This window comes from Roseomonas rosulenta (genome assembly GCF_016106005.1).
GTDB lineage: Bacteria > Pseudomonadota > Alphaproteobacteria > Acetobacterales > Acetobacteraceae > Neoroseomonas > Neoroseomonas rosulenta.
Genome location: NZ_JACADR010000059.1, coordinates 1 through 20,877, shown reverse-complemented (window position 1 = coordinate 20,877; position 20,877 = coordinate 1). Strand labels below are relative to the sequence as shown.

16 protein-coding genes and 1 pseudogene are annotated in these 20,877 nt (G+C 69.7%); 11 read left to right on the top strand and 6 right to left on the bottom strand.

Annotated elements, in window-relative coordinates; translation table 11 throughout:
• Together HW578_RS10040 and HW578_RS10035 are read left to right on the top strand one after the other, a co-directional pair.
• A partial coding sequence (locus HW578_RS10040) for a PD-(D/E)XK nuclease family protein (RefSeq protein WP_198370419.1) occupies nt 1-688 on the top strand: 688 nt, incomplete at its 5' end.
• Entirely contained in the window at nt 685-3,846 is a 3,162-nt protein-coding gene (locus tag HW578_RS10035; RefSeq protein WP_198370418.1) for a UvrD-helicase domain-containing protein, read from the top strand. The genes HW578_RS10040 and HW578_RS10035, both read left to right, overlap by 4 nt.
• Nucleotides 3,847-3,942: 96 nt before the next feature.
• On the opposite strand, the gene HW578_RS10030 is transcribed toward HW578_RS10035, so the two are convergent.
• The 4 genes from HW578_RS10030 to HW578_RS10015 form a co-directional block, all read right to left on the bottom strand.
• Nucleotides 3,943-6,795 (bottom strand): hypothetical protein, encoded by a 2,853-nt coding sequence (locus HW578_RS10030; RefSeq protein WP_198370417.1) that lies wholly within the window; start codon nt 6,793-6,795, stop codon nt 3,943-3,945.
• Nucleotides 6,753-7,964: a DUF6361 family protein gene (locus HW578_RS10025; RefSeq protein WP_198370416.1), complete on the bottom strand. Its 1,212-nt coding sequence runs from the start codon at nt 7,962-7,964 to the stop codon at nt 6,753-6,755. The genes HW578_RS10030 and HW578_RS10025 overlap by 43 nt, the downstream gene beginning before the upstream one ends.
• Nucleotides 7,965-8,266: 302 nt before the next feature.
• A complete protein-coding gene (locus tag HW578_RS10020; protein ID WP_198370415.1) occupies nt 8,267-9,229 on the bottom strand; it encodes a hypothetical protein in 963 nt (320 codons plus the stop codon).
• The gene (locus tag HW578_RS10015; protein WP_198370414.1) at nt 9,226-10,011 is read right to left on the bottom strand and encodes a hypothetical protein; all 786 of its coding nucleotides are present in this window, start codon (nt 10,009-10,011) and stop codon (nt 9,226-9,228) included. The genes HW578_RS10020 and HW578_RS10015 overlap by 4 nt, the downstream gene beginning before the upstream one ends.
• Before the next feature lie 208 nt (nt 10,012-10,219).
• Between HW578_RS10015 and HW578_RS10010 the strand changes: the two genes are divergently transcribed.
• The 5 genes from HW578_RS10010 to HW578_RS09990 all read left to right on the top strand — a co-directional run bounded on the left by HW578_RS10010 (nt 10,220) and on the right by HW578_RS09990 (nt 16,191).
• On the top strand, nt 10,220-10,903 hold the full coding sequence (locus HW578_RS10010) for a helix-turn-helix domain-containing protein (protein WP_198370413.1): 684 nt from the start codon (nt 10,220-10,222) through the stop codon (nt 10,901-10,903).
• Nucleotides 10,900-12,246, top strand: a complete 1,347-nt coding sequence (locus tag HW578_RS10005; protein ID WP_198370412.1) for a vWA domain-containing protein — start codon at nt 10,900-10,902, stop codon at nt 12,244-12,246. Before HW578_RS10010 ends, HW578_RS10005 begins: the two co-directional genes overlap by 4 nt.
• Entirely contained in the window at nt 12,243-13,211 is a 969-nt protein-coding gene (locus tag HW578_RS10000) for a gamma-glutamylcyclotransferase family protein (protein ID WP_369407865.1), read from the top strand. Before HW578_RS10005 ends, HW578_RS10000 begins: the two co-directional genes overlap by 4 nt.
• A gap of 115 nt (nt 13,212-13,326) precedes the next feature.
• Nucleotides 13,327-15,141, top strand: coding sequence for an SIR2 family NAD-dependent protein deacylase (locus HW578_RS09995; RefSeq protein ID WP_198370410.1), 1,815 nt, complete (start codon nt 13,327-13,329; stop codon nt 15,139-15,141).
• Between the two features lie 684 nt (nt 15,142-15,825).
• Nucleotides 15,826-16,191, top strand: a complete 366-nt coding sequence (locus HW578_RS09990; protein ID WP_198370421.1) for a hypothetical protein — start codon at nt 15,826-15,828, stop codon at nt 16,189-16,191.
• Here HW578_RS09990 and HW578_RS28420 read toward each other — a convergent pair.
• Nucleotides 16,162-16,467: pseudogene (locus HW578_RS28420) on the bottom strand (replication initiation protein); the annotation flags it as partial. The gene HW578_RS09990 and the pseudogene HW578_RS28420 sit on opposite strands and share 30 nt — an antisense overlap.
• A 1,009-nt stretch (nt 16,468-17,476) precedes the next feature.
• On the opposite strand from HW578_RS28420, the gene HW578_RS09980 reads away from it, so the two are divergent.
• Complete coding sequence (locus HW578_RS09980; protein ID WP_198370409.1) at nt 17,477-18,643, top strand: hypothetical protein; 1,167 nt, start codon at nt 17,477-17,479, stop codon at nt 18,641-18,643.
• 54 nt (nt 18,644-18,697) lie between these two features.
• On the opposite strand, the gene HW578_RS09975 is transcribed toward HW578_RS09980, so the two are convergent.
• Nucleotides 18,698-18,931 carry a helix-turn-helix domain-containing protein gene (locus HW578_RS09975; RefSeq protein ID WP_198370408.1) on the bottom strand — a complete coding sequence of 78 codons (234 nt, stop codon included), beginning with the start codon at nt 18,929-18,931 and terminating at the stop codon, nt 18,698-18,700.
• Nucleotides 18,932-19,113: 182 nt separating this feature from the next.
• On the opposite strand from HW578_RS09975, the gene HW578_RS09970 reads away from it, so the two are divergent.
• From HW578_RS09970 to HW578_RS09960, 3 genes are all read left to right on the top strand, one after another.
• Nucleotides 19,114-19,818 carry a hypothetical protein gene (locus HW578_RS09970; RefSeq protein WP_198370407.1) on the top strand — a complete coding sequence of 235 codons (705 nt, stop codon included), beginning with the start codon at nt 19,114-19,116 and terminating at the stop codon, nt 19,816-19,818.
• A 34-nt stretch (nt 19,819-19,852) separates the two neighbouring features.
• Nucleotides 19,853-20,185, top strand: a complete 333-nt coding sequence (locus tag HW578_RS09965; RefSeq protein WP_198370406.1) for a DUF6634 family protein — start codon at nt 19,853-19,855, stop codon at nt 20,183-20,185.
• On the top strand, nt 20,178-20,877 hold a 700-nt coding region (locus tag HW578_RS09960; RefSeq protein WP_198370405.1), incomplete at its 3' end, for a hypothetical protein. The genes HW578_RS09965 and HW578_RS09960, both read left to right, overlap by 8 nt.

Below are 20,877 nucleotides of genomic sequence, written 5' to 3'. Positions count from 1 at the left end.
GGGCGCGCCGCCGCCGCCCGATGCGCTTGCGCGCGAGGCCGCGGCGCGCCTGCCGTCGCTGATCGAGGAAACCGCCGCCCCGCTGCTGCAGACCGGCGCGGCCGCCGAGCGCGCGCGCGTGCAGCAGGCCCTGCCGCTCGCGATCGAGCGGATCGGCACGCTGCTGCGTGAGGGCGGGCTCGAGGTGGTGGAGGCGGAGGCGACGCGCAGCCATCCGCATCTGCTCGGCCCCAACGAGGCGCTGAAGGGCGACATCGACCTGCTGCTGCGCGACGCCGAGGGCCGGCCGGCGCTGCTCGACCTCAAGTGGAGCCGCGCGCAGCGCGCCTACCGCGAGCGCGTGCGGGAGGGGCGTGCCGTGCAGCTCGCGGCCTATGCCGCGCTGGTCGGGGCTGAGGAACGCGCGGCCTATGTGCTGCTCGCGGTGCCGGCCGTGGTCGGCGGGCCGGATGGGCTCGGCGGCTTCGCGCCCGAGGCGGATGCACCCTCGCTCGCCGCGACTTGGCAGGCGGTGCGCGAGAGCCGGGCGAAGCGTGGCGAGAGCCTCGGTGCCGGTCGCCTGCAGGCGCTTGGCATCCACGCAGACAAGAAACCGCCGCCGGACCCGGACGGGGCGCCCCTCGCCATGGAGGCGCCCTGCCGCTTCTGCGCCCATGGCCGGCTCTGCGGCAAGGAGGCGGTGTCGTGAGCACCAGGGACATCCGTATCGTCAACGCCTCGGCCGGCACCGGGAAGACCTACCGGCTCAGCATGGAGCTGCGCGGCGCCGTGCTCGGCGGCACGCCGCCGGAGCGCATCCTCGCGACCACCTTCACCAACCGCGCGGCGGCCGAGTTGCTCGAGCGCGGGCGCGAGCGCCTGCTCGGCGAAGGACGTGCCGAGGAGGCATTGCGGCTGATGCTCGCGCGCATCGGCACGGTGAATGGCGTGTTCGGCCGCATGGTCGGTGAATTCGCGCTGGAGCAGGGTCGCAGCCCCGTCGCGGCCGTGGTGCCGGAAGGAGCGCAGGCCCGCCTGTTCCGCATCGCGGCGGATGGGGTGATCGGCCGGCATGCGCCCGTCCTCGCCGCGCTCGCCGATCGCTTCGGATTCACCGAGGGCCAGGCCGACAAGCAGACCGACTGGCGGAAAGTCCTGGCGGACTTGGTCGGCGTGGCGCGGCTGAACGGTCTCGGGAGCGAGGGCCTTGCCGCCTCGGCCGAGCGCTCGTGGCAGACGCTCCGGGCGGCGCTCCCGGCACCGGAGCACACGGAAGAGGCGCTTGATGGCGCGCTCGCCGAGGCCGTGGAGGATGCCTTGTCGGCGCTTGGCGAGGGCGACGGCACAAAGACGACCAACGCGGCTATCGCAACGCTTGAGGACGCGCGGCGGATCCTGTCGCGCCCGGCATCGGTGCCCTGGTCTGTCTGGGCGCGGCTGTCGAAGGTGGCGCCCGCCAAGGCACTGGACGGCGTGGTGGCACCTGTGCGGGAGGCCGCGGCTGCACATCCCCGGCACCCGCGCCTGCATGAGGATCTGGAGACCTTCATCCGCACCATCTTCGCTGCGGCGGGCGAGGCGCTTGAGGAAGCGCAGGCCTTCAAGCGCCGCCGCGGGCTGGTGGACTTCGTGGACCAGGAGGCCGAGGCGCTCGCGCTTTTGGCGGACGGCCCTGTCGCAGCGCGCGTCGCGGCCGGGACCGACCTGTTGCTGGTGGACGAATTCCAGGACACCAGCCCCATCCAGCTGGCGCTGTTCATGCGGCTCGCGGGCCTAGTGCCGCGCACGCTCTTCGTGGGGGACCCCAAGCAGGCGATCTACGGCTTCCGCGGGGCGGATCCCGAGCTCGTCGCAGCGGTGGCGGACGCCATCGCACGGGAGACGGGCACACCGCCTGAGACGCTCGGCGTCAACCGTCGCTCGCGCCCGGGCCTTGTGGCGCTCGCCAATTCCGTCTTCGGCGCCGCGCTGCCGCCGCTCGGCATTCCCGCCGAGCAGGTGACGGTCGCGGCGCACCAGTCCGACGCACCGGGCCAGGGCGAGCCCGTGCATCTGTGGCGCGTCATCGGCAGCAACGCCGAGAGCGCCGCCGCCGCGCTGGCCGGGCGGATCGCGGGCCTCCTCAAGGAACGGGAGCGCTGGCAGGTCGCCCCACGCGGCGAGCAGGGCCGCACGCGCCCGCTCGCAGGTGGCGACATCGCGGTCCTGACGCTGACCAATCGCAAGGCTGAACAGCTGGCCGGTGCGCTGGCAACGGCGGGGCTCAAGGTGGCGCTCGAACGCGAGGGGCTGCTCGGCCGTGCGGAATGCGCCGTCGCGCTGGCGGGGCTGCGCGTGTTGGCCGATGCCTCCGACACGGTGGCGATCGCCGAGATCCTGCACATCCTGGAAGGCGACGCGGAACGTCCGGCGTGGCTGGAGGCCGCGCTCGCCGCCGAGAAGCCGGGCGATGCCATCCGCGCGCGCGAGCCCATCCCCGCCCTGCTCGCCGCCCGCGAGGGTCTCGCGGGCCTGACGCCGGCCGAGGTGCTGGACCGCGCAATCGACCTGCTCAACCTGCCGGCATGGCTGCCGCGCTGGGGCGACACGGCGGCACGGCACGCCAACCTGGCGGCGCTGCGCGCCCTTGCCCGCGAGTATGAGGAAGAATGCCGCCGGGAGCGCCTGCCGGGGAGCGCGGCCGGTCTCGCCGCCTGGATCACGTCACAGGACAAGGTGCAGCAGCCCGCCAGTCCGGACCCCGAGGCCGTGCAGGTGATGACGGTGCATCGTGCGAAGGGGTTGGAGTGGCCGGTCGTCGTGCTGGCCGATCTCGAGGATGACGACGAGCCGCGGCTGTTCAACAGCCCGGTGCCGATGGCCGCCGATGGCGGAATCGATCCGGCCACGCCGCTTGCCGGTCGCTGGGTGCGACTGTGGCCGTGGCCCTACGGGGCACAGAAGAAGGACGTGCACCTGGACACCAGCGCGGCGGACGGCGCCGTGGGCAAGGCGGCGCAGTACAGCCTGCGGCAGGAGAAGGCGCGCCTTCTCTACGTGGCGCTCACGCGCGCGCGGGACTACTTGGTGCTGGCGCCGCGGATGAGCGTCAGCAAGAAGGGTGAGCGCACACTCAAGACAGGTTGGCTCGACCTGTTCCCGGGCGCGCTGGAGTTGCCCACCGGCGGCGGGAGTATCGTCGCGGGTGGCACGCCGGTCCCGGCGATCATCGAGGATGTGGACGCCTCCGAGGAGGCCGCCGGGCCGGGCGTCGAGATGGCGCCGGTCCTGCCGTCGGCGACGCCGCCACCCTTTGCGCCGCGTCGGCTGCGGCCCAGCGCGGCGGCGACGGACGGGGCGGTCGCCTTCACCGTGCATCGCATCGGCCCACGGCTGCCCCTGACGGGTCACGCGGACATGCGGCTAGTGGGGGAAGCCGTGCACGGCTTCATGGCGGCAGACCGGCCATCCGCGCCGCAGCCGTGGCGCGAGGGCCTCGCGCAGCGGCTGCTCGATGCCTGGCAGGTGACCGCCCTCGCGCCGCAGGACCTGGTCGGGGCCGCTGATCGGTTCTGGTCCCACATCGCGTCTGCCTATCCGGCCGCGGGCCTTCGGCGGGAATGGCCGGTCCTGCAGGTGGCGAAGGGCAGCATCACCAGCGGGCGCGCGGACCTCGTTGTGGAACACGCCGATGGCCTCGCCCTCTACGACCACAAGACCTTCCCGGGCGAAGAGGCGCGATGGGAGGAGGAGATGAAATCATATGCGCCTCAGCTGGAATGCTATGCGGAGTTGCTCACGAAGGCGACTGGTCGCGTTGTGACCCACCGAGCCGTGCATCTCGCCACGGCGGGTGTCATCCTGTTCGGCAGCGTCGCAGATATGTAGTCCTGGAGATGTACCGTGACGTCCCACGTCACGCTCGATGTTCCGGCGTCCGCACGCTCGATCCGCGACCGCGGCCGCGCAAACTTCGACCGATCGTCACGCTGCGGATGCAGGATCCGCGAATGCGGCGAGATCGATACAGAGTTCACCAAGGCCAGCTGATGGTGCAGCCTGCCGGTCCAGGATCAGCGACACGAGATCGCCCTGATCCGGCATACCGAGGGCGACACGATAGAGTGCACGCTCCTTCGATAGGCCCAGCATGCGCTCCTCAAGCTCGCTGCCGGGCAGGCTAAGGAGCAGCCGCTGGATGCTCGCCCCGGGCGCGATCCACCATGGCGACAAACCCATCTGATCTGCCCATTCCGTCTCGGCCAGGCGGGCGAGCGTTACCCATGGGCTATCGCTGCCCCACCTGCGGCCCTTGCCAAGCTGCGCGCCAATCGCCCGCCGCACCGCGAGGCCAGCATGCCGTGACACCCGTCCCTCCCGTTGCTCCAGCGCGACTGGCCCAGGTGGGAGGTCCCAGTGCGCAACGGCTCGGCACCAGGGATGAAAGTCGAGCCCTTCCTGCCCGATGGATGTCGTAGCGAGCACGTGAGGCCAGAATGGCGTGTTGAAGGCATGCCGCACTTCTTCGGGGCGGATCTGCTGCTCGGTTTCATCCGAGCCGGCGGTCCGGGCAGCTTGGCGCGTCTCGGTGAGCGCGGCGGCGGCGTGGCACCGCAGTCGGAAACTCTGCCCCGGCGCCTCATGCAAAGTCGTGTTGCCGGTGCGAAGACGTAGGGCGCTGGCGAATGCAGCAAGGCGCTCCGGCCACGTCCCGACGCCCGTCTGCGCAAGGTACCAGAAATGCTCGTCGAGCACGGCCTCGAGATTACCCTGCCGTACGGCAATGCGGATCGCATCCGGATAGTGCTCGCCTCGACTGCCGCCCAAGGTTGAGGCAAACCAAGGATTGTCGAGATAAGTGCGCAGTCCGCGCCAGCTGAGGCTCGCCACCAGCGGGAGCGACGTCGTGCGCTCCTCGGACCAGTGGCGGGCCACAGCACGGGCCAGAACCACGCCGGGGGCTTCGAGGGCCAGTTGCGCCACCGCACGCACTTCCTCCTCGTCGAGTACCGAGACGTCCGTCTCGGTACCGGCTTCGCCCCATCGGTCGAGCGTCTGCTCGAGCCGCTGTCCGGCCGTCACGTCGCCGCGCTCCGCGCGAAGCTCGCCGACCACCTGTTGCCACGCGGCACGGCTCGCCTGCCAATGGCCGGTCCGGGTCTCGAGCGCGGCGAGGGTCTGCCAAGGCGGCAGTGGACGCGCACGCGGTCCTCGGGCAACCACGCTTATCCCATGGCGGGACAGCACGGCGCTGAGCTGCGCCATCATGGATTGGCGTATGGCGAGTTCGCCCGGCCGCCTTGCCTGCAGCGGATCAAGACCTGTCAGCAGTGGCGACGGATGGAACAGGGCGAACACGTTCGGGCGCGCGGGATCCGCCGGGAGCAGCGAGCGTTCCGTCGAAGCCTCCCAACCACTCCCTCCGCGGACGGGCGGCAGGCGTGCCGACGTCGCATCGACGGCCCAGGTGACTGCCGCCCCGGTGAGCCGTGCGACGGAAAGACGGATGTCGGAGTCGCCCGGATGCGGTGGCCTCGGACTGACAACAAGCGTGCCACCGTCAGCCTGAACATGCTGACGCGCGTCGAGGTGCGCAGCGATGGTCCGTCGCGCCGCTTCGAGACGCTCCATCACCTCATCCGGCTCGGCAGCCGCTGGCAGGTCGGCAAGGCGTATCGTGACGCACTGGTCGCGGAAGGCTCGGATGCCCTCGATCAGCGACACGGCGGCCCGCGCGCTGCCGCGTCGCTCCACAGCCACCTCGGCGACGACCTCCGCATTCCGGGTCCAGCCGCGCCGTGTGAGATTGGCACTGCCTAGCCACAACGTGGCGCCGACCGCGTGCTCCGCCCAGACGAACTTCGCGTGAAGGCCGCGCCCCTCCATGTTCTCCTCGACGGTTTCCTCAGCGTTCGACTGTTCGGGTTCAAACGTCGCGGCCGGAAGGGCCAGCAGGTCAGCGAAGCGGGCCAAGGGCTGCGCCTGCTGCCCCGCGAGACGAGCGAACTCATCGTGTGTCGAGAGGAGGATCTTTCGGCTGCGCCCGTCGCCCCAGCCGCCGAAGTGGTTCACTGTCGTGCCATCAAGGAAGGGCGATACGGCGAAGAGCTCCGACAGGCCGGCTGGCTCCTGGGGGTATGACCGTCCCTCGTCCCCCGGCAAATGCAGCGCGACCCGCTCGAGGCGCAGCCCCCTCGGCACCTCCCAGCGCAGCGCGGCCGCTTCTGGCAGATGTCGAGCCCATTCCTGGCTTTCTCCGGCAGCACTGGCCAGCCGCTCAACGAGTTCGGGAAAGCCGGGAAGGAGCTGACCCGCCCCCTCGGCCTGGCCTTCGACGGTCAGACCGACATCCCAGGAGGTGTCCCGCGTGAGGTTACGGCTCCCCAGCCACAGCCGCCAGCGGGCATTTCCGCCAGTCTCCGGCACGTAGCGAAGCATCGCCAACTTCGGATGCCAGGATCTACCTTGCTCGTCATCCTCACGTCCCTCGTTCCAAGGGACCTCCCGAACAAAGCGATCCAGCATGCCGAGGACCAAGCCGCCCCGACGGGGTGCGGCAATACGACCGCGCTGCAGGATGAAGGCGACGCGACCGCGCAGTTCCAGGAGCGCGCGCGCCAGACCGGCACGGGTGCCCGACCCACCGTCATCGTCCCGTGCGGCAAGCGCGAGCAGCGCCGCGGCAATGACCGCCGGATCGGCAGAATAGGACGACAACAGCGCCCGATCTGTCTTCCAGCCGACTGGCGGTCTCAGCACGTCGAGGATCGACTGACCTGGCAAATGCGCCTTGGTCACGACGCGATATCCGCCAGCAGCCGCGTCACGTTCGGCCATCGAAAATTCAGGGGAACGGCCTCCGGGTGCAGATCGGGCACCCACTCGCTTCGCCGGCGTCGCGCGCCCAGAGTGGGCGGCAATCGTGCGCGATCTCCCTTACGCACACGCTCTGCCTCGCCATAGAGCGGGCGGAGCACGCCAGGGTCCGAAGCGCCGAATCGAAGCCACTCCTGCGTCGCGGCGAGGACCTGCAGGAGATCAGCCGGCAGCTGCGGAAAATGCCGCGCGAGCGCATCGACATCCAGGCGCAGCGCAACACTTATGTATCGCTCGCGCGCTGTCTCCAGGACCTTGGCGTGCTTCCTGGAGCTTGATTGTCGATCTTCGTTCCATGCCGCCTCTGTCAGTGCGGCATAGAGAGCCCGCCCGATCGCGGAGAGCGCAGCAGCGGCTTCGGCGAGGGTCAGAACCGCTCGATCGGCCGCGTCGGCATGCCGAGCGACGCCTTCCGCCCACGGTGCCGGCGCGTCAACGGGGCGCCCTGTCGCCGCAAGCCGAGCCAGATAACTCTGGGCACCATCCTCGCGCAGCACGCCGATCAGCTGCCGACGCAGGAAGGTCTTCTCTGCGGATGTGAGGACGAGATCCAGCGGGGCGGACGGATTTCCGAACTCGGCAGGGGCGTTCGGCATCGCGATGAACGGAGAGGTCATTGCATCATCGGGACCGGGATCATCCTCACCCCGGGACCGCGTGTGCCGAAGGCGGGCCAGCCGCTGGATGACTTCAACCCGGGTCGGCGCACCGCCGCCAGGATCCTTCAGCAAGATCCCCCACGCCGAAAGCGCGGTCCAATAGGAGAATGACGCCGGCTGTGCCGATGGACGGCGCGCTCTCAGCCAGATCCTGCCGCCGATGGCGCCACGCGCATCGAGACCGATGCTATCGCCGTGGACCAGTTGCGCGGTCAGCACGGCCTCGGCTTGGAGCAGCCGACGTTCGGCGTCGCGCGCTCCCTCCGCTGCAACGCGCTGCATCATCCAGGGGACCATCAGCGCGTAGCGCGCTCGCGTGTGCAGCACGGAGGTTCCCGGAAAGAGGTGGTCCGCGATTGCTTGATGCAGTGCGAGGAATCCGATCTCGTCCCGCACCCCTTTGTCGTCGCCCTCGAGCGCCTCGGCGGCTCGTGCGACGGCGCGTCGGGACAATAGAGCCCAGCCGATCATTTAATCGAAGCAATCAGCTTCATGTGCCTGCGGTGACCGTATGCCGCTTGGCGGCAGCGGGAGGATCAGAAAAGGTCCCCGAAATACAGGCCATAGGGCCGACTGGGCTCTCCACTGATGCATTGCGGCTCGATCCAGGAGTTTCTGCGGCAAATCTTCTTAAGCATGCAATTGCTCCAGGCCCGATCGCAAGTAGAGCGTGCGACGTCGGTTTCCACTGAGTCCCGAAGACTGCGTGCGGATCTGCATCGCCTGACAATCGCTCGTGTTCTCGCGCCGTCGCGCCATGCGTGATGACCGCATCATGCGTCCTCGACCGCTTCATCGATCGAGGCCGAGCACTTCGTAAGACGGAGATTGCTCGTGCTGCCCGCGGCCCGAAGCCGCCCTCCCAATGCTGTCTCAAGCATGGCGCGATGTCCCCTCCATCGTGGGCTCGAGGCCTCCTCGCGACCGTACCCGAAGACCACCAGGCCAACCGCTGAATCTGGATCCAGATCGAGCGTGGCGCCGGAGGCCACACGCGCGACGCGGTCCGACACGGTCCGACGGCCGTGGCTCATGGCCGCAATCGTGGAGAGATTCTGCGCCACGCGGCGATAGCTTTGCAGGACCGCATCCCGATGCTGCCGCAACAAGTCCGCATAGGTGGCGATCTGCCCCAGCACGGCCGTCGTGCCCGTCCGATCAGGCCAGAGTTCCTGGTTGGTGAACGGCTTCGCCTCCCAGAACGACAGGCGGATCCGCGTCCCAGCGTCCTCGAACATCGCGATATCCGCACGTGCTACAGGCGTCCGCTGGCCAGGAACCTTTGGTGCTGCGAGGCCGACCTCGATGTCCACCGCATCCTGATGCGCGAGCATGATGTCGTGGACGCCGCGCTTCTCGCCCGGCGCGAAGCGGTCGGCGTTCCGCTTCAGGATGCCAAGCGTCGCTGGTCCTTCGTAGTTCGACAGGAAGCCGCCACCCTGCGCGAGCTTGCCGAGATCGAAGCTCGCGCCGCTCAGCAGGACTTCGCCGCCGAGGGCAGGATCGATCAGGTACTTCGGGTGAATCGCGGCACGGATCACTCCGCTCGTCGGATCCTGCGTCACGCGGAACAGCGACTGGCCATGCCAATAGACATTCAGGCGCTCGTCACGGACAGCGATGACGAGGGAGGTGTCGGCGAGGACGTCGGCCCACCAGCCCGGCTCCTCCGCGAGGCGCGCGAGCGCGGCAACGAACCGATCGCTGAGGCCGCGCCGGAAGACCGCCTCCGTCACCGCGCGACCTCGACGCGGTTACGGGCTGGAGAGACGCGGCCGCAAGGCAGCGTCCGCATCAGCATCCAGAACTCGGCCCCCGCGGTCGGTAGTGGCCGCTCCCACGCCGCGGCGGGCATCACGTCCCGCGTGTGCTCGGCGAGCAGCTGCCGCCAGTGGGCGTCGTCGCGGATCATATTCTGCGGTCCGCCCATGCCGGCATCGCCCGTGAAGGCCAGATAGACCAGCACCGTCGGGATACCCCACGACGCCAGCCGCCAGGCAAAGGCGACCCGGTTGGAGAACTGGTAGCAACGGTCGCGGCTGATCCCGATGCCGGCAGCATCACCGCCCAGCGCGCGGCGCGTCTCCTCGATCGCCGCCCCGATGCGCGCATGGTTCTCCGGGTTGGAGGCACCGTTCAGGCGCTTGCCGATGGTCTCGCCGGCCAGTTCCGCCACGTGCGCCTTGGCCTCGAACAGCACGAGGCCGCGCCGCTGGCCGGGAAAGGTGGCCGCCGCCGCGAGATCCCAGTTCGGCTCGTTGGCGGTCGGCCGGTCCACCGCCAGCCACCAGGCGCGCAGGCGGCGGCTGACGCTGGGCGGCAACAGGGGCTCGCACGGGCGGCTGAGCCGCGCCTCGGTCGGGTCGGCGTGGCCGACCGGCATCCAGGTGTGGTCGGCGGCGGCAAGCGCTCCTGTCGGGGCGATCAGCGCATTGAGGGACGCCACGAAGTCGCGCCCGCCGCGCCCCTCGACCCAGTCGAGGATGTGCAGGCGGCTTCCGGCATGGGTTCTCGGCATGTTCGTGCTGCTCCGGCCCGGAACGATATCGGGCGCGGGGCCGGTGACGCGAGTGGATGAGGGGGATCGGTCGGGGTGCTGCATGGGGCCTTAGTAGAATAGGGGCGCGTCAGTTTCGGACGGATCGTTCGCAGGGCGATGCCGCTGCCGCCTTTCTCGACATGTCGAATTACTTGACATGTCGTGATGATGCGGCTAATAAAGAGCCATGATCGCAACCGAACCCACCCTGGCCGAACTGGCCGCAGCATCGGGCCTGCTGCCGCGCACGCTGCGGTCCTGGGTGACGCAAGGGCTGCTGCCGGGCCCGCTCTCGCGCGGCCCCTTCGCCCGCTACCCGGCCGATACGCTCGAGCGCGTGCTTGCCATCCGCGCCATGCGCGACCTGCTGGGCATGCCGCTCGCCGCCATCCGGCAGGAACTGCTCGTCGCCACGCCCGAGCAGATCCGCGCCCATGCCGCCAAGGCCACCGGGTTGGCGCCGGAACCGGCTGAGCCCGCGGCACCGCCCTCCGCAGCGAGCTCCGGTTCGGCGCTTTCCTACCTGCAGGCGCTGCGCGCCGGTCCGGCCGCGCCGAAACCGCCGCCCGCGGCGCCGGTGATGCGCATGGCCGCGCCACCACCCCACATCGACGCGGCCCCGCTGGCCTTCGCATCCGCGGCCTACGAGCCGCCTCCGTCCAGCGGCTTCGAGGCGCTGGAGCGCCGCCTGGCCGAGGGCCGCACCGGCAAGCCCCCTGCCCGCAAGGCGCGTGCGGAGGAATGGCTCCGCATTCCCGTCACCCCGGACGTCGAACTGGCCATCCGCGGACCGCTCGATGCCGAACAGCGCGCACGCCTGGAACGCTGCGCCGACCTCGTCCGCGACATCCTGCTCGGGAGAGACCGATGACCAGCACCGCCCCCACCGTCGCCGCCCCGACCCTCTCCCTCACGCTCGGCCTCGACCGCAAGCTGGCCTGGGCCGAAGGCGGTTCGGTCCGCTACGCCATCGCCGATCTTGCCGCCACCGGCGCTCCCGCGGCGCGGGCCGAGGCCCCGGCGCTCAACCTCGCCCTCGTCGTCGACGTCTCCGGTTCCATGGCCGGCGACAAGATCGCCGCGGCCCGCGATACCGCCGCGGCCGTGACCCAGGCGCTGACCGCGCGCGATCGCCTGACCCTCGTCGCCTTCGACAGCACGGCAGAATTGCTGCTCGACGCCCGCCCGATGGACGAGGCGGGCCGCCGGGCCGCGCTGGCGGCCATCCGCCGCCTGGAGCCGCGCGGCGGCACCAACCTCTGGGAGGGCTGGCTGCTCGGCAACGAGCGGGTCGCGGTGGCAATGGATGCCGACCCGAAGGCCTCGCACCGGGTGCTGCTGCTCTCGGACGGCCAGGCCAATGAGGGCGTCACCGCGCGGAGCGAACTCGCCCATCACGCCGGCGAGCTGCAGGCGCGGGGGATCATCACCTCCGCCGTCGGCATCGGCGACGGCTATGACGAGGCGCTGCTCGGCGCCATGGCCGAGGCCGGCGGCGGCCGCCTGCACGATGCCGAGATCCCGCGCGAGATCGGCGAGGTGGTACTTGGCGAGCTGCTCGAGGGCCGTGCCGCGCTGCTCGAGCGCACGACGCTGCGCATCGCCGTGCCGGCCAACCTGCGCGCCGAGGTTGTCGGCGCCTGGTCGCACACCGTGCTGCCAGGCGCGATCGATGTGCTCGTCGGCGCGCTGCTGCCCGACAGCCCGCGCCGCGTCGTCATCCGCCTGCACTGCCCGGCCGGCGCGCCCGGTACGACAGTGCTGCTCGGCGCCTCGGCCGGCGGGGCGCTGCCGGACGGCTCGGGCCTGATCGAGGCGGAGCCGGTCGAGGCCGAGCTGCGGCTGGCGCATGGCCACGACAACACCGCGCAGGAGCGCGACATCGAGCGCAGCCTGGCCGCCTTCACGGCCTGGCAGGCGGAGGCGATGCGCCGGGCCGTCGGCCTGAACCGCGAGGGCGACCGTCGCGGCGCGAAGCACTTCCTCGAGCGCGAACTGCGCTGGCTGGAACGCTACGCGCGCGGCCTGCCCGGCGCCGAGCCGCTGCTTGCCGAGTTGGTGCTGCTGCTACGCCGCGCGGAAGAGGACCTCGACCCGCGGCTGCGGAAGGAACTCTACGCGGCATCCATGATGCGGGCCCGCCACGAGAAGGACCTGCGGTCGGCACCGCGCGCGCCGCTGGCCGACATGCTGCGCCGGGAGCCGCGCCGTTGAGCGCTGCACGCCGTCGCTACCTCGCCTACGGGTCCAACCTCTGCGCCGTGCAGATGGCGCAGCGGTGCCCGCAGGCCGTGCCCGGGGAGGTCGTCTCCCTCTCCGGCTGGCGCTTTGTCATCAATCGGCGCGGCGTCGCGACCCTGCTGCGCGACGAAGTTGCCACCGCATACGGGCTGATCTGGCACCTGACGGAGGCCTGCGAACGGGCACTCGACCGCTACGAGGGGGTCGCCAAGGACATCTATCGCAAGGAGATGATCGAAGCGGGCGGCGGACCGGCGCTGGTCTATCTCGCGGGCGAGCAGCGTCCGGGGCAGCCGCGGCCCGGTTATCTCGAAGGCATCCTGGCCGCTGCCGCGCGCCTAGGGCTGCCGGAGACCTGCCGCGAGGACCTCGCCGCCTGGCGCCGACCGGTGATGCCCTGGCTCGTCGAGAAGGTGCTGTCGGACTACGCGCTCGACCTGCATGGCATCCATGGGCCAGCGCATTGGCTGCGCGTACGCGAGAACGGCCTGACGCTGGCGGCCATGACCGCGGGGGCCGATGCCGCGGTGGTGGAACTGTTCGCGCTACTGCACGACTGCCGGCGCTGGGACGAAGGCTACGACACGGGTCATGGAGAGCGCGCGGCCAAACACGTCCGGCAACTTGCGGCGGATGGGTTGTTGCGCCTCGATCGCGCGCGGCTCGACCTGCTGGCCGAGGCCTGCGCGGGCCACGAGCATGGCCGCACCAGCGCGGACCCGACGATCGGCTGCTGCTGGGATGCGGATCGGTTGGAACTGTCGCGGCTCGGGCGCAGGCCGATCGCGCGTTTCCTGAGCACGAAGGCCGCGCATGACACGGAAGTCCAGCGCGCCGCGTGGCAGCGCGGGACGGCTATGGAACTTCCTGCTGCGCCTGCCGGGGTGTGGGGCCTGACGAAGGTGCTGGCGCCCGAGCGGCACGCGCGCCGGGCGTGAAACCAGGCGCGGCGAGTTAGGCGTCGGTCGCAACCTCCGCAATCCCATCGGATGGCTCGACGTTGATGTTGGATGCGCGCCGGCAGATCATTTCCCATCGATCGCCGGAGAAGACATGCCGACGCCTTCCGACATGCGGGATTTCGACGAGGTCCTTCCAAGCCTTCGCGCGGCGCGACGTGCGGGCAAGCTAGTGCCGTTCCTTGGCGCGGGGATCAGTCGCCCCGAATGCCGCGGATGGCCGGACTTCATCCAGGCGCTCTACAGGGAGTTCGACGAGTCTCCTGGCACTGCCGTGCGTGGCGACGATCCCGAGGGCCTGTACCGCGCGGCCGATCGCGTCGCCGCTTGGCTTCGCCTACGCTCGTCGAAGGACCGGCAAGACATCCTGCAACAGGCACTCCACGCTCGGACGCCCCCCGAGCCGCCCGATCAGGCCAAGGCCCTCGCCGAATTCGTCTGGCCGCTCATCCTGACGACCAACTACGACGAGGTGGTGCCTCGGGCTTACAGCCAGAACCCCGCCAAGGAGAAGAACCTTTCGCCATTGCTGCTTGGTCGGTCGCCCGAGGACTGCGCGCAGGTCGTACGCTCCCTCGACACGCTTGCGGCGCCGATTGTCTGGTACCTGCAGGGCTATGTCGGTGACAGCTCACCCAGTCGCTCGCTGCTCGATGAGGTCGTGATCGGACATCAGCAGTACCAGGAAGCGATCAACGCGGGCACAACCTTCCGACGCGCCTTCTCGGAGATCTATCGCCGCCGGTCGCTGCTCTTCATCGGCAGCGGCCTCGCGGAGAGCTACTTCGTCAATCTGATCTCGGAGACCATGTTCTCCCTCGGGCCGAGCACCCAGCCGCACTACGCGTTGTTTTGCGACGCGGACAACAACGGGCGCCTCGATCCCGAATTCATCGCGGTGCGCCTCGGCATCACACCGGTCCGCTATGGCAAGGCACACGGGGAGCTTCCCGAGGCCCTGCGGCAGATCGCCAGCGATGCCTCGACGACACTTCATGGAACGCGCGTTCCCGGCCTGACCTCGGTTTCCTACGCCATCCCGCGCGCAAGCATGACGGAGATCTCGACCCCGACGGAACTGTCGACTCTGGACGTTGAGATCCGGAACAGCCGCCTGCCAACGCCGGCCGAGCGCACCTGCGTGATCCTGAGCGTCGGGCGGGACCCTGAGGGCGGAATCTTCGTTCCCGCATGTGGTCAGCAGGCGACGAGCTTCCTCGAAGCGTACCTAGGGAGCAACAACTGGAGCACCGCCGAGTTGGTTGACAACCCAGGGCTGCCGCAGGGTCGCATGTGGCGCGTGGTGTCCGACGGGAAGCGTCGGTCAGCCTTCCTTCTCGCGGGCCGGGACGTCAACGAGAAACTCGATCGCCAGGCGCGCAGCCTGGCCGCAATCACCGAAGCAACGCACCAAGCACTCAAGAAGGTGGAAGCACTCGGCTTCACCAAGGCCCTGATGGGTCTCCTCGCAGCAGGACCGAGCCGGACTGACGAACCGCCATACTGCCTCGTGGCACAACTTTCCGGCATTCGCGCCTTCGCGGCGGAGTCTCGAAAGCGGGGTGCAGGCCTGCGATCCGTCGCGATCCATATCATCGATGACCACGCCTGGTCGGCCCTGATGCAGGGCCGAATCCCGGTGCTTGACCTGCTTACCTCGGAGTTGGCACGTGTCTTGGTGCGGGTTCGGGCGCCCGGCGGGTCCGTCGAGGAGTTCGCCGTGTCTGTCCCTCATGACCATACGATCGACGACGTCCTGAGGATGTACCGAATCAGTGGCAAGAACATCGAGATCGAGGCGCGGCCCTCGCCGCGGCGCGGTCGCGCAGAGATGGGATCTGTGCGCGTTTTCCCCGGCATGATCATCGACGTCTTTCCGTCGCCGTCCGAGGGTAGCGGGAATTTTTGATCGTCTGACTTGAGGCTGCTGCTGTCCGGCGTCAGCCACGTTGGTGCAATCGTGGTAGCGAGAGGAACACCATTTCCCATACACGGTTCCGGTGCCGCTTAACTGCAGTACCTTCTGATCCGCCTCTGAACAGGAAGCCCACCTGCCGGTCAGCGTTACTAGCATAAAGTTTGCCGCATCCGTGGTTTCGCAGACCCTGAGGGCACCGTTCGGCTTGTTGGCGCAGCTTGTCCGTGTCGCGCGGTGATCCTGAAGAGGCGTTGGAAGCTCGACAGCAGCGGTAGCGGTAACCGCCGACGGCGCCAATGATGGCCAGTCAACCTGGCCCGCAGAAGAAGCGGATGGGCCAGGCGACCGAACAACGAGGGGCTTTTTATCATATTCGGTAACCGTTTGCGGGGTCGCCGCGAGTTCGGCCAGGATCATCTTCCAACGGCGTGACACAGTATCGACTGACCGCCCCGTTGCGCGGGCCAACTCTTGCTGCGTGGGCCGGCACCCCGTGCGCGCAAGGTGGTTCTTTGCCGCCGTCAACAGAACATCGTGCGTTTCGGCAGAGCGCCGCCGCGCAGTCTCGCGGCCGGCTTCGGCCTGCCGAATGCGCGTCTCTTCGGGGGATAACGCCTGCTTCCGCCGCTTCCGGCGATAGTTGGCCCAGGTCCATTTGCCCACAAGCTCGGCAATGTGGCGCGCATACGCCTCTGCCTTCTTTCCGCACGGCGCGAGTTGGAGCGCGTCGTCGGTCAGCTCGGCGATCAGTTCCGGCTCGCTGCCATTTCCCTGATCGCGATGCCAGATGACGCGCGCATACGCGAGGGCTCTGAGCTCGACAAAGAGGCGGTTCGACCGCGCGGCGACGTCCGGATCCGGGTGATCCTGCGGCAAAGGTCTGTCCGCAAACGACGGAGCATCTCGGTGTTCGGCCAGCTTCTCCCGGGCAAGGGCCAACGGCAGCGCAGCGCGCAGCTCGTCAAGCGAGTACGGCCGCTCGGCGATGATGTGATGATCCCAGATCGGGCTGATTGGGTTCTTGTGCCGACAGGAGTTTGAAAGGCCGCCGGCATCGGCGCCAATTGGCAGGAGTTCAGCGGTGAGAGAGTTGAGCACCGCCATGAACAGTTGCTGCGGCTCTTTTCGGGCGTTCTCCGTGAATGGAACCGCCTTTTCGATCAGCCAAAACAAGTGAGGCCGAAGAACGCGCCCGTCCGGCCGTTCGTGGCCCGCAGCCATGTTCGGCGGCGGCACGTTCAGGAGCGCGATCGCCTCGCAGAGTGCCTGCCAGCTGGCGAAATCGCGATCGATGTCAACACGCAGGACACGCCGCATGACCTTGTTGGTCTCGACGTATGGCTCGTCGAGGCCAAGCACCTTGGCGACTGGCTGGCTGCACTCATCCTTGCGTTGGCCAACGCGCAGCGCCCGGCAGCGGCGGGTCGATGCTACGAACAGCTGCAAGATGGGGTGCTCATCGCTGACCAGGCCGCGGTAGACGAACGGCTCGATGGGGTAATCGCTCACAAAGCCACCCGGCCAATAGGCGCCATGGGTGAGACGACGTCGGACGCTCGCCCGGATCTCGTCGATACGCAGCTTGCGATCCGCGGCCCATACCGGCGCACACTCCGCTCGGTAGACAATCGTGGCGTCGGGATCACCGGCCCGGGCGTGGAACGCGACGTACTTCCAAAACGATATCGTTGCTGACGGCCGTTCCTGCAGCAACGCCTCATGTCGCTGCTGCAGACGATTCCGCGCGTCGTCGAGATTAGCCAGCGCCTCCGCCACGCGCGCGGGGCGCTTGAGTGCGTCGCGCAGCTGGCGCCGCTCGCGTTCTGCCCGCGCCTTGCGGGCCTGATAGTCGTAGTGCAGCGGAAACCAATCGGGCCAGTCCGCGGGCGGCGGGGCAAATTTCTTGACATCCTTGGGTGAGCGGTGGGGCGGCGAGAAGGTGTGCTTCTTCTGCCGCCCCCCGCTCAAGCGCGAAGCCCGCGGAGGAGCGGCTGATGCGCGTAGCGACGCGAGATCATGCCAACATCCGACCCGTTCCCGCCGCGCGGCCGATCAAGGCCGGCGACGGAGCAATTATTCATTATTGTAAGCCGCCACGCGGCATTCAAGTCAATACTTCAGCCGATCAACTTTAACCAAACATCAATAAGTTCGCCCATTCTCGCCCGCGACAAAGGACGTAACGCCCAGCGCATTGATTACAGCGCCAATCGTGTTGCGGATCTTTCTTGCAATGAACCGCATTATCTTTTTCGGAGTCCGAAAAATATGGCCTGGATGCCCGGCCGCGTTCGGACGTCTGCTTGATTTAGGGGGGAGCCTCCGCATGAGCGCATTGCCATCCGAACAAATGCCGGTCGGACGTCAACCCACGTCCGCGGCGGCCATCTGGCGGGATTTGAAGGCCCGGTTCCGGGTGCTCGCGACGCCCTGGCTCGCTCGTTCCCTGGCAGCGACGACGGCGGCTGAGTATGCGCGAGTGAGTGTGCGCATTCAGCGGCACGGCTGGGCTGTTGTGCTTGCCGGCGCGCGGTCGCGCTCTGCTCACTACGTTGTCCGCTCGGCAATCGGTCGATGGGCCGCCCGGGAGGGCACTGAAGTCCTCGACGCGGCCCAGCACCTGCTCACGGCTGCGCAGACGTCCGTGTCCCGGCGTACGGTCGAGGCCTTGCTGGCCCGCCTCGACGACGCCGTCCACGCCCTGGAAGCATGTCGGCCCGCGGTGGAGGGCGGCGTTGCCTGGACCTCGCAACCCCATGCCAAACCTGGCCGCAGCAAGCGAGCCAGCCTCGGCTCGCTCCCCCCCGACTGGCGAGGCCGGATGCTCGCGCGGATCCCTGAGGATGGGCCGTACGGCCTCGCGGTCGCTTGTCTGTGGCTTCTGGGCGTCCGCCCACGCGAGCTCGTGCACGGTATCCGTATCCGTGTGACGCCAGACGGCGTCGTTCTGGCGGCGGTCCGCGGCGCCAAGGTCCGCGATGTCGACGGCGAGCCGCCGCGGGGCCAGCCCTGGCGCAAGATCGCGGTGCAGGCTGGCCCCGGGGCAGAACTCCCACTGGCACGACTACAGCGCGCGGTGGCGCACAGCGACAGCGGGGAGCTGACGGTCGCGGTCCCGGATGCCCGACGGCTCTGCGACGCGATCCGCGCCGCCAGCCGTCGCGCGCTGCCGCGGCACAGCTACGTCGTCACGCCTTACAGCTTCCGGCATGCCTGGTCCGCGGATGCGAAAGCCGCCGCGGGGAAAGAGGTTTCGTCCGCCGCGGCGTCCGGCACGGCCGCCGCTGCCCCGATGGATGACGTCTCGCTCGCGCTCGGACACGCCTCCGCGGTCAGCCGCCGCCACTACGGCACGCGCCGACAAGGGTGCGAAGGCATCGTCCTGCTCGGCGTGCTCGCCGCCCGCCCACTGCGCGGCAGGCAGTCCTCCCTCCAGATCCGGCCGCCGCCCGGCGCATTGCAAGCGGCGTCCCCGGGTCATGTGGTGCCGTAGCGCGCGCGGCGGCACCGCCGCGCCGCCTGCTTGCTCGGCGCAGGGCAGCTCAACTCAGCGCAGCACGACGCCGCCCTGCCCCTGCCGGATGATCTCGACGCCGGCGGCGTCGAACGCCGCGGTGATCAGAGCAATGTTGCCGCGCATCAGTTCCGACTTGCCGCGTTCGTAATCCGCGATCGTCACCCGCCCGACGCCGGCCTGGCGCGCGAGCTCGTCTTGCGACCAGCCCAGGAGTGCTCGCGCTGCGCGGCAGATCGCCGGCGTCAGAAATTTTTTCTCGTACATGCCCGTACTATTTGTTGACTGCAGTCAGATTGTACGTTTTGTACGGCCTCATGCAAAGCCGGACACCCCCGCAGATCACCGGCAGATCCCAGGTCGTCCACCGGCAATGTGCCGGTAATCGACCGGTAGATTACCGGCATCGCTGGACGAGGGGTGGACCGCCAATGAGGAAAGAGAGCCGCATGCCCGACGCTGCCGTCCCCCCGGAACCTGCCCCCGCCCCTATTGCTCCTCCCTCCGGCCCCGCTTGGCTGCGGGACGACCTGGCGCCAGCCGCATGGCAGGACACGCTGCTCGCCGACATCGTGGAGGGCCTGCATGAGGTGGGGCAGTCGCTCGCCGCGCTGCGGCTGCTCGTCTCGCCGCTCAGCCCCCGCGTCCGCGCCGCTGCGCGGCTGACCGACGAGGGCGCGGCGCGGCTCCCGGCCGCGTTGGATGCCGCGCTGCACGAGCTCGAGACGATCGGCCGAGAGCATCTCGGCGCTGAGCAGCAGACGCCGCCCGCGGCAACGTCTGCCGCCGTGCTGCACGCCGCCCAGGCGGCCCTGTGCCTGCTGCAGCAGCTGTCTCCGACGCCTTGTCGCGGCCGGCTGCTGGCGGCGCGGACCGCCGCCGTCCAGGCGCAACTGCGCAACGGCGAGAGGTCGGCGGCCGCCCTCGGCCTTGCCTGCGCCGCCAGCGCCGACGCCGCCCTCGCGGCATGGCTCTCTCGTTGGCGGCTGCAGACGCTACTCGGCCTCGATCGCGGGCTGGTGCCCGGCATGACCGACGCGCCGCCGCCACCCGGCGCACCCGACAGCCCCTGGCGCGATCCCACGCCCTACCGCACGCGCGGCGCCGGCCTGCCGGCCGCACGCGACAGCAGCGCGCCCCGCCACGCCGCCTGAGCCCCTTAGTCCGCCTCTTTCGGGTCACCCCACCATGACGCCATCCGATTGCGACGGCCCGTCCGCTGCAGCGGATCTCCGCGCGCTCGCGGCTGTGCACGCCGCCCTCGCGCGTGACCTGCGCCGCCTCGCCGCTGGCACGGCGCCCAGCCCGGCGGCACTGGCCGCCGCGCCGGTCGTTTCGCACTGGCGGGTCGGCATCCGTCCGGTCCCCGCATTGATCGGCCTCGTCGACGGGCATCCCCTGCTCCCCCGCGGGCCGCTCACGAGTTCGGAGCTGATCGTGCTCGATCGGTCCCGCGGCTTCGCGCGCACATTGTCGCGCTGGTACGTGCTCGGCACGGCGGCGGAGCACCGCGATGGCTGAGCGTCCGCGCCGCCCGACCGCACCGCCGGTGCCAGAGGCGGTCCGCGACATCGGCGGGGATGCCGTCGCCGACGACAGCCCGGCCGACGACTTCGCCGCAGCGGAGCCGACCGATCCGGCACTGCTGGCCGCCCGGCTCTGCGTCGAGCGCGCCCTGCAGCGCGCGCCGGATGCCCTCGCGACCGCCCGGCAGCCCGGCGGCATCCTGCTGCTGCGGGTGCCGCCCGCGCCCTGGGGCGCGGTGCTCGCCGAGGCCTGGCAGCAGCTGATCGCACGCCTGCCGGCGCCAGACGGCGTGGATCGCCGCGACGATCCGCTGCGGACCGCGGTGGTGCGCCGGCTGGCCGCCGCTGGCGATCCGACCGGCGCCGTCCTACAGCTGGCCATCCTGGACGCCAGTGCGGGCCGTAACGTCGAGGATAAGGTGGAGCGCGCCGTGCTGCGCGGCCGTCCCGTCCATGTCGTGACATGTGGCGCGGAGCGGTGGCTGCCGGTCGCGATCCGCGCCGCGGTGGAACGCGAGCTCGCCGTCGAGGCGCCGGACGCCGACATCCTAATCGGCCTGGCGGCGGCGTTTGGCCGTCCGCGGCAGGCGGCGCCGCCGGAGCGGGGCCCGCCACGCCGTCGCCGGACGGCGGCCGGCGCTCTTTCGCCACCGCCGCCCAGGCCGCTGGTGTTGCCCGCGGCGCTGC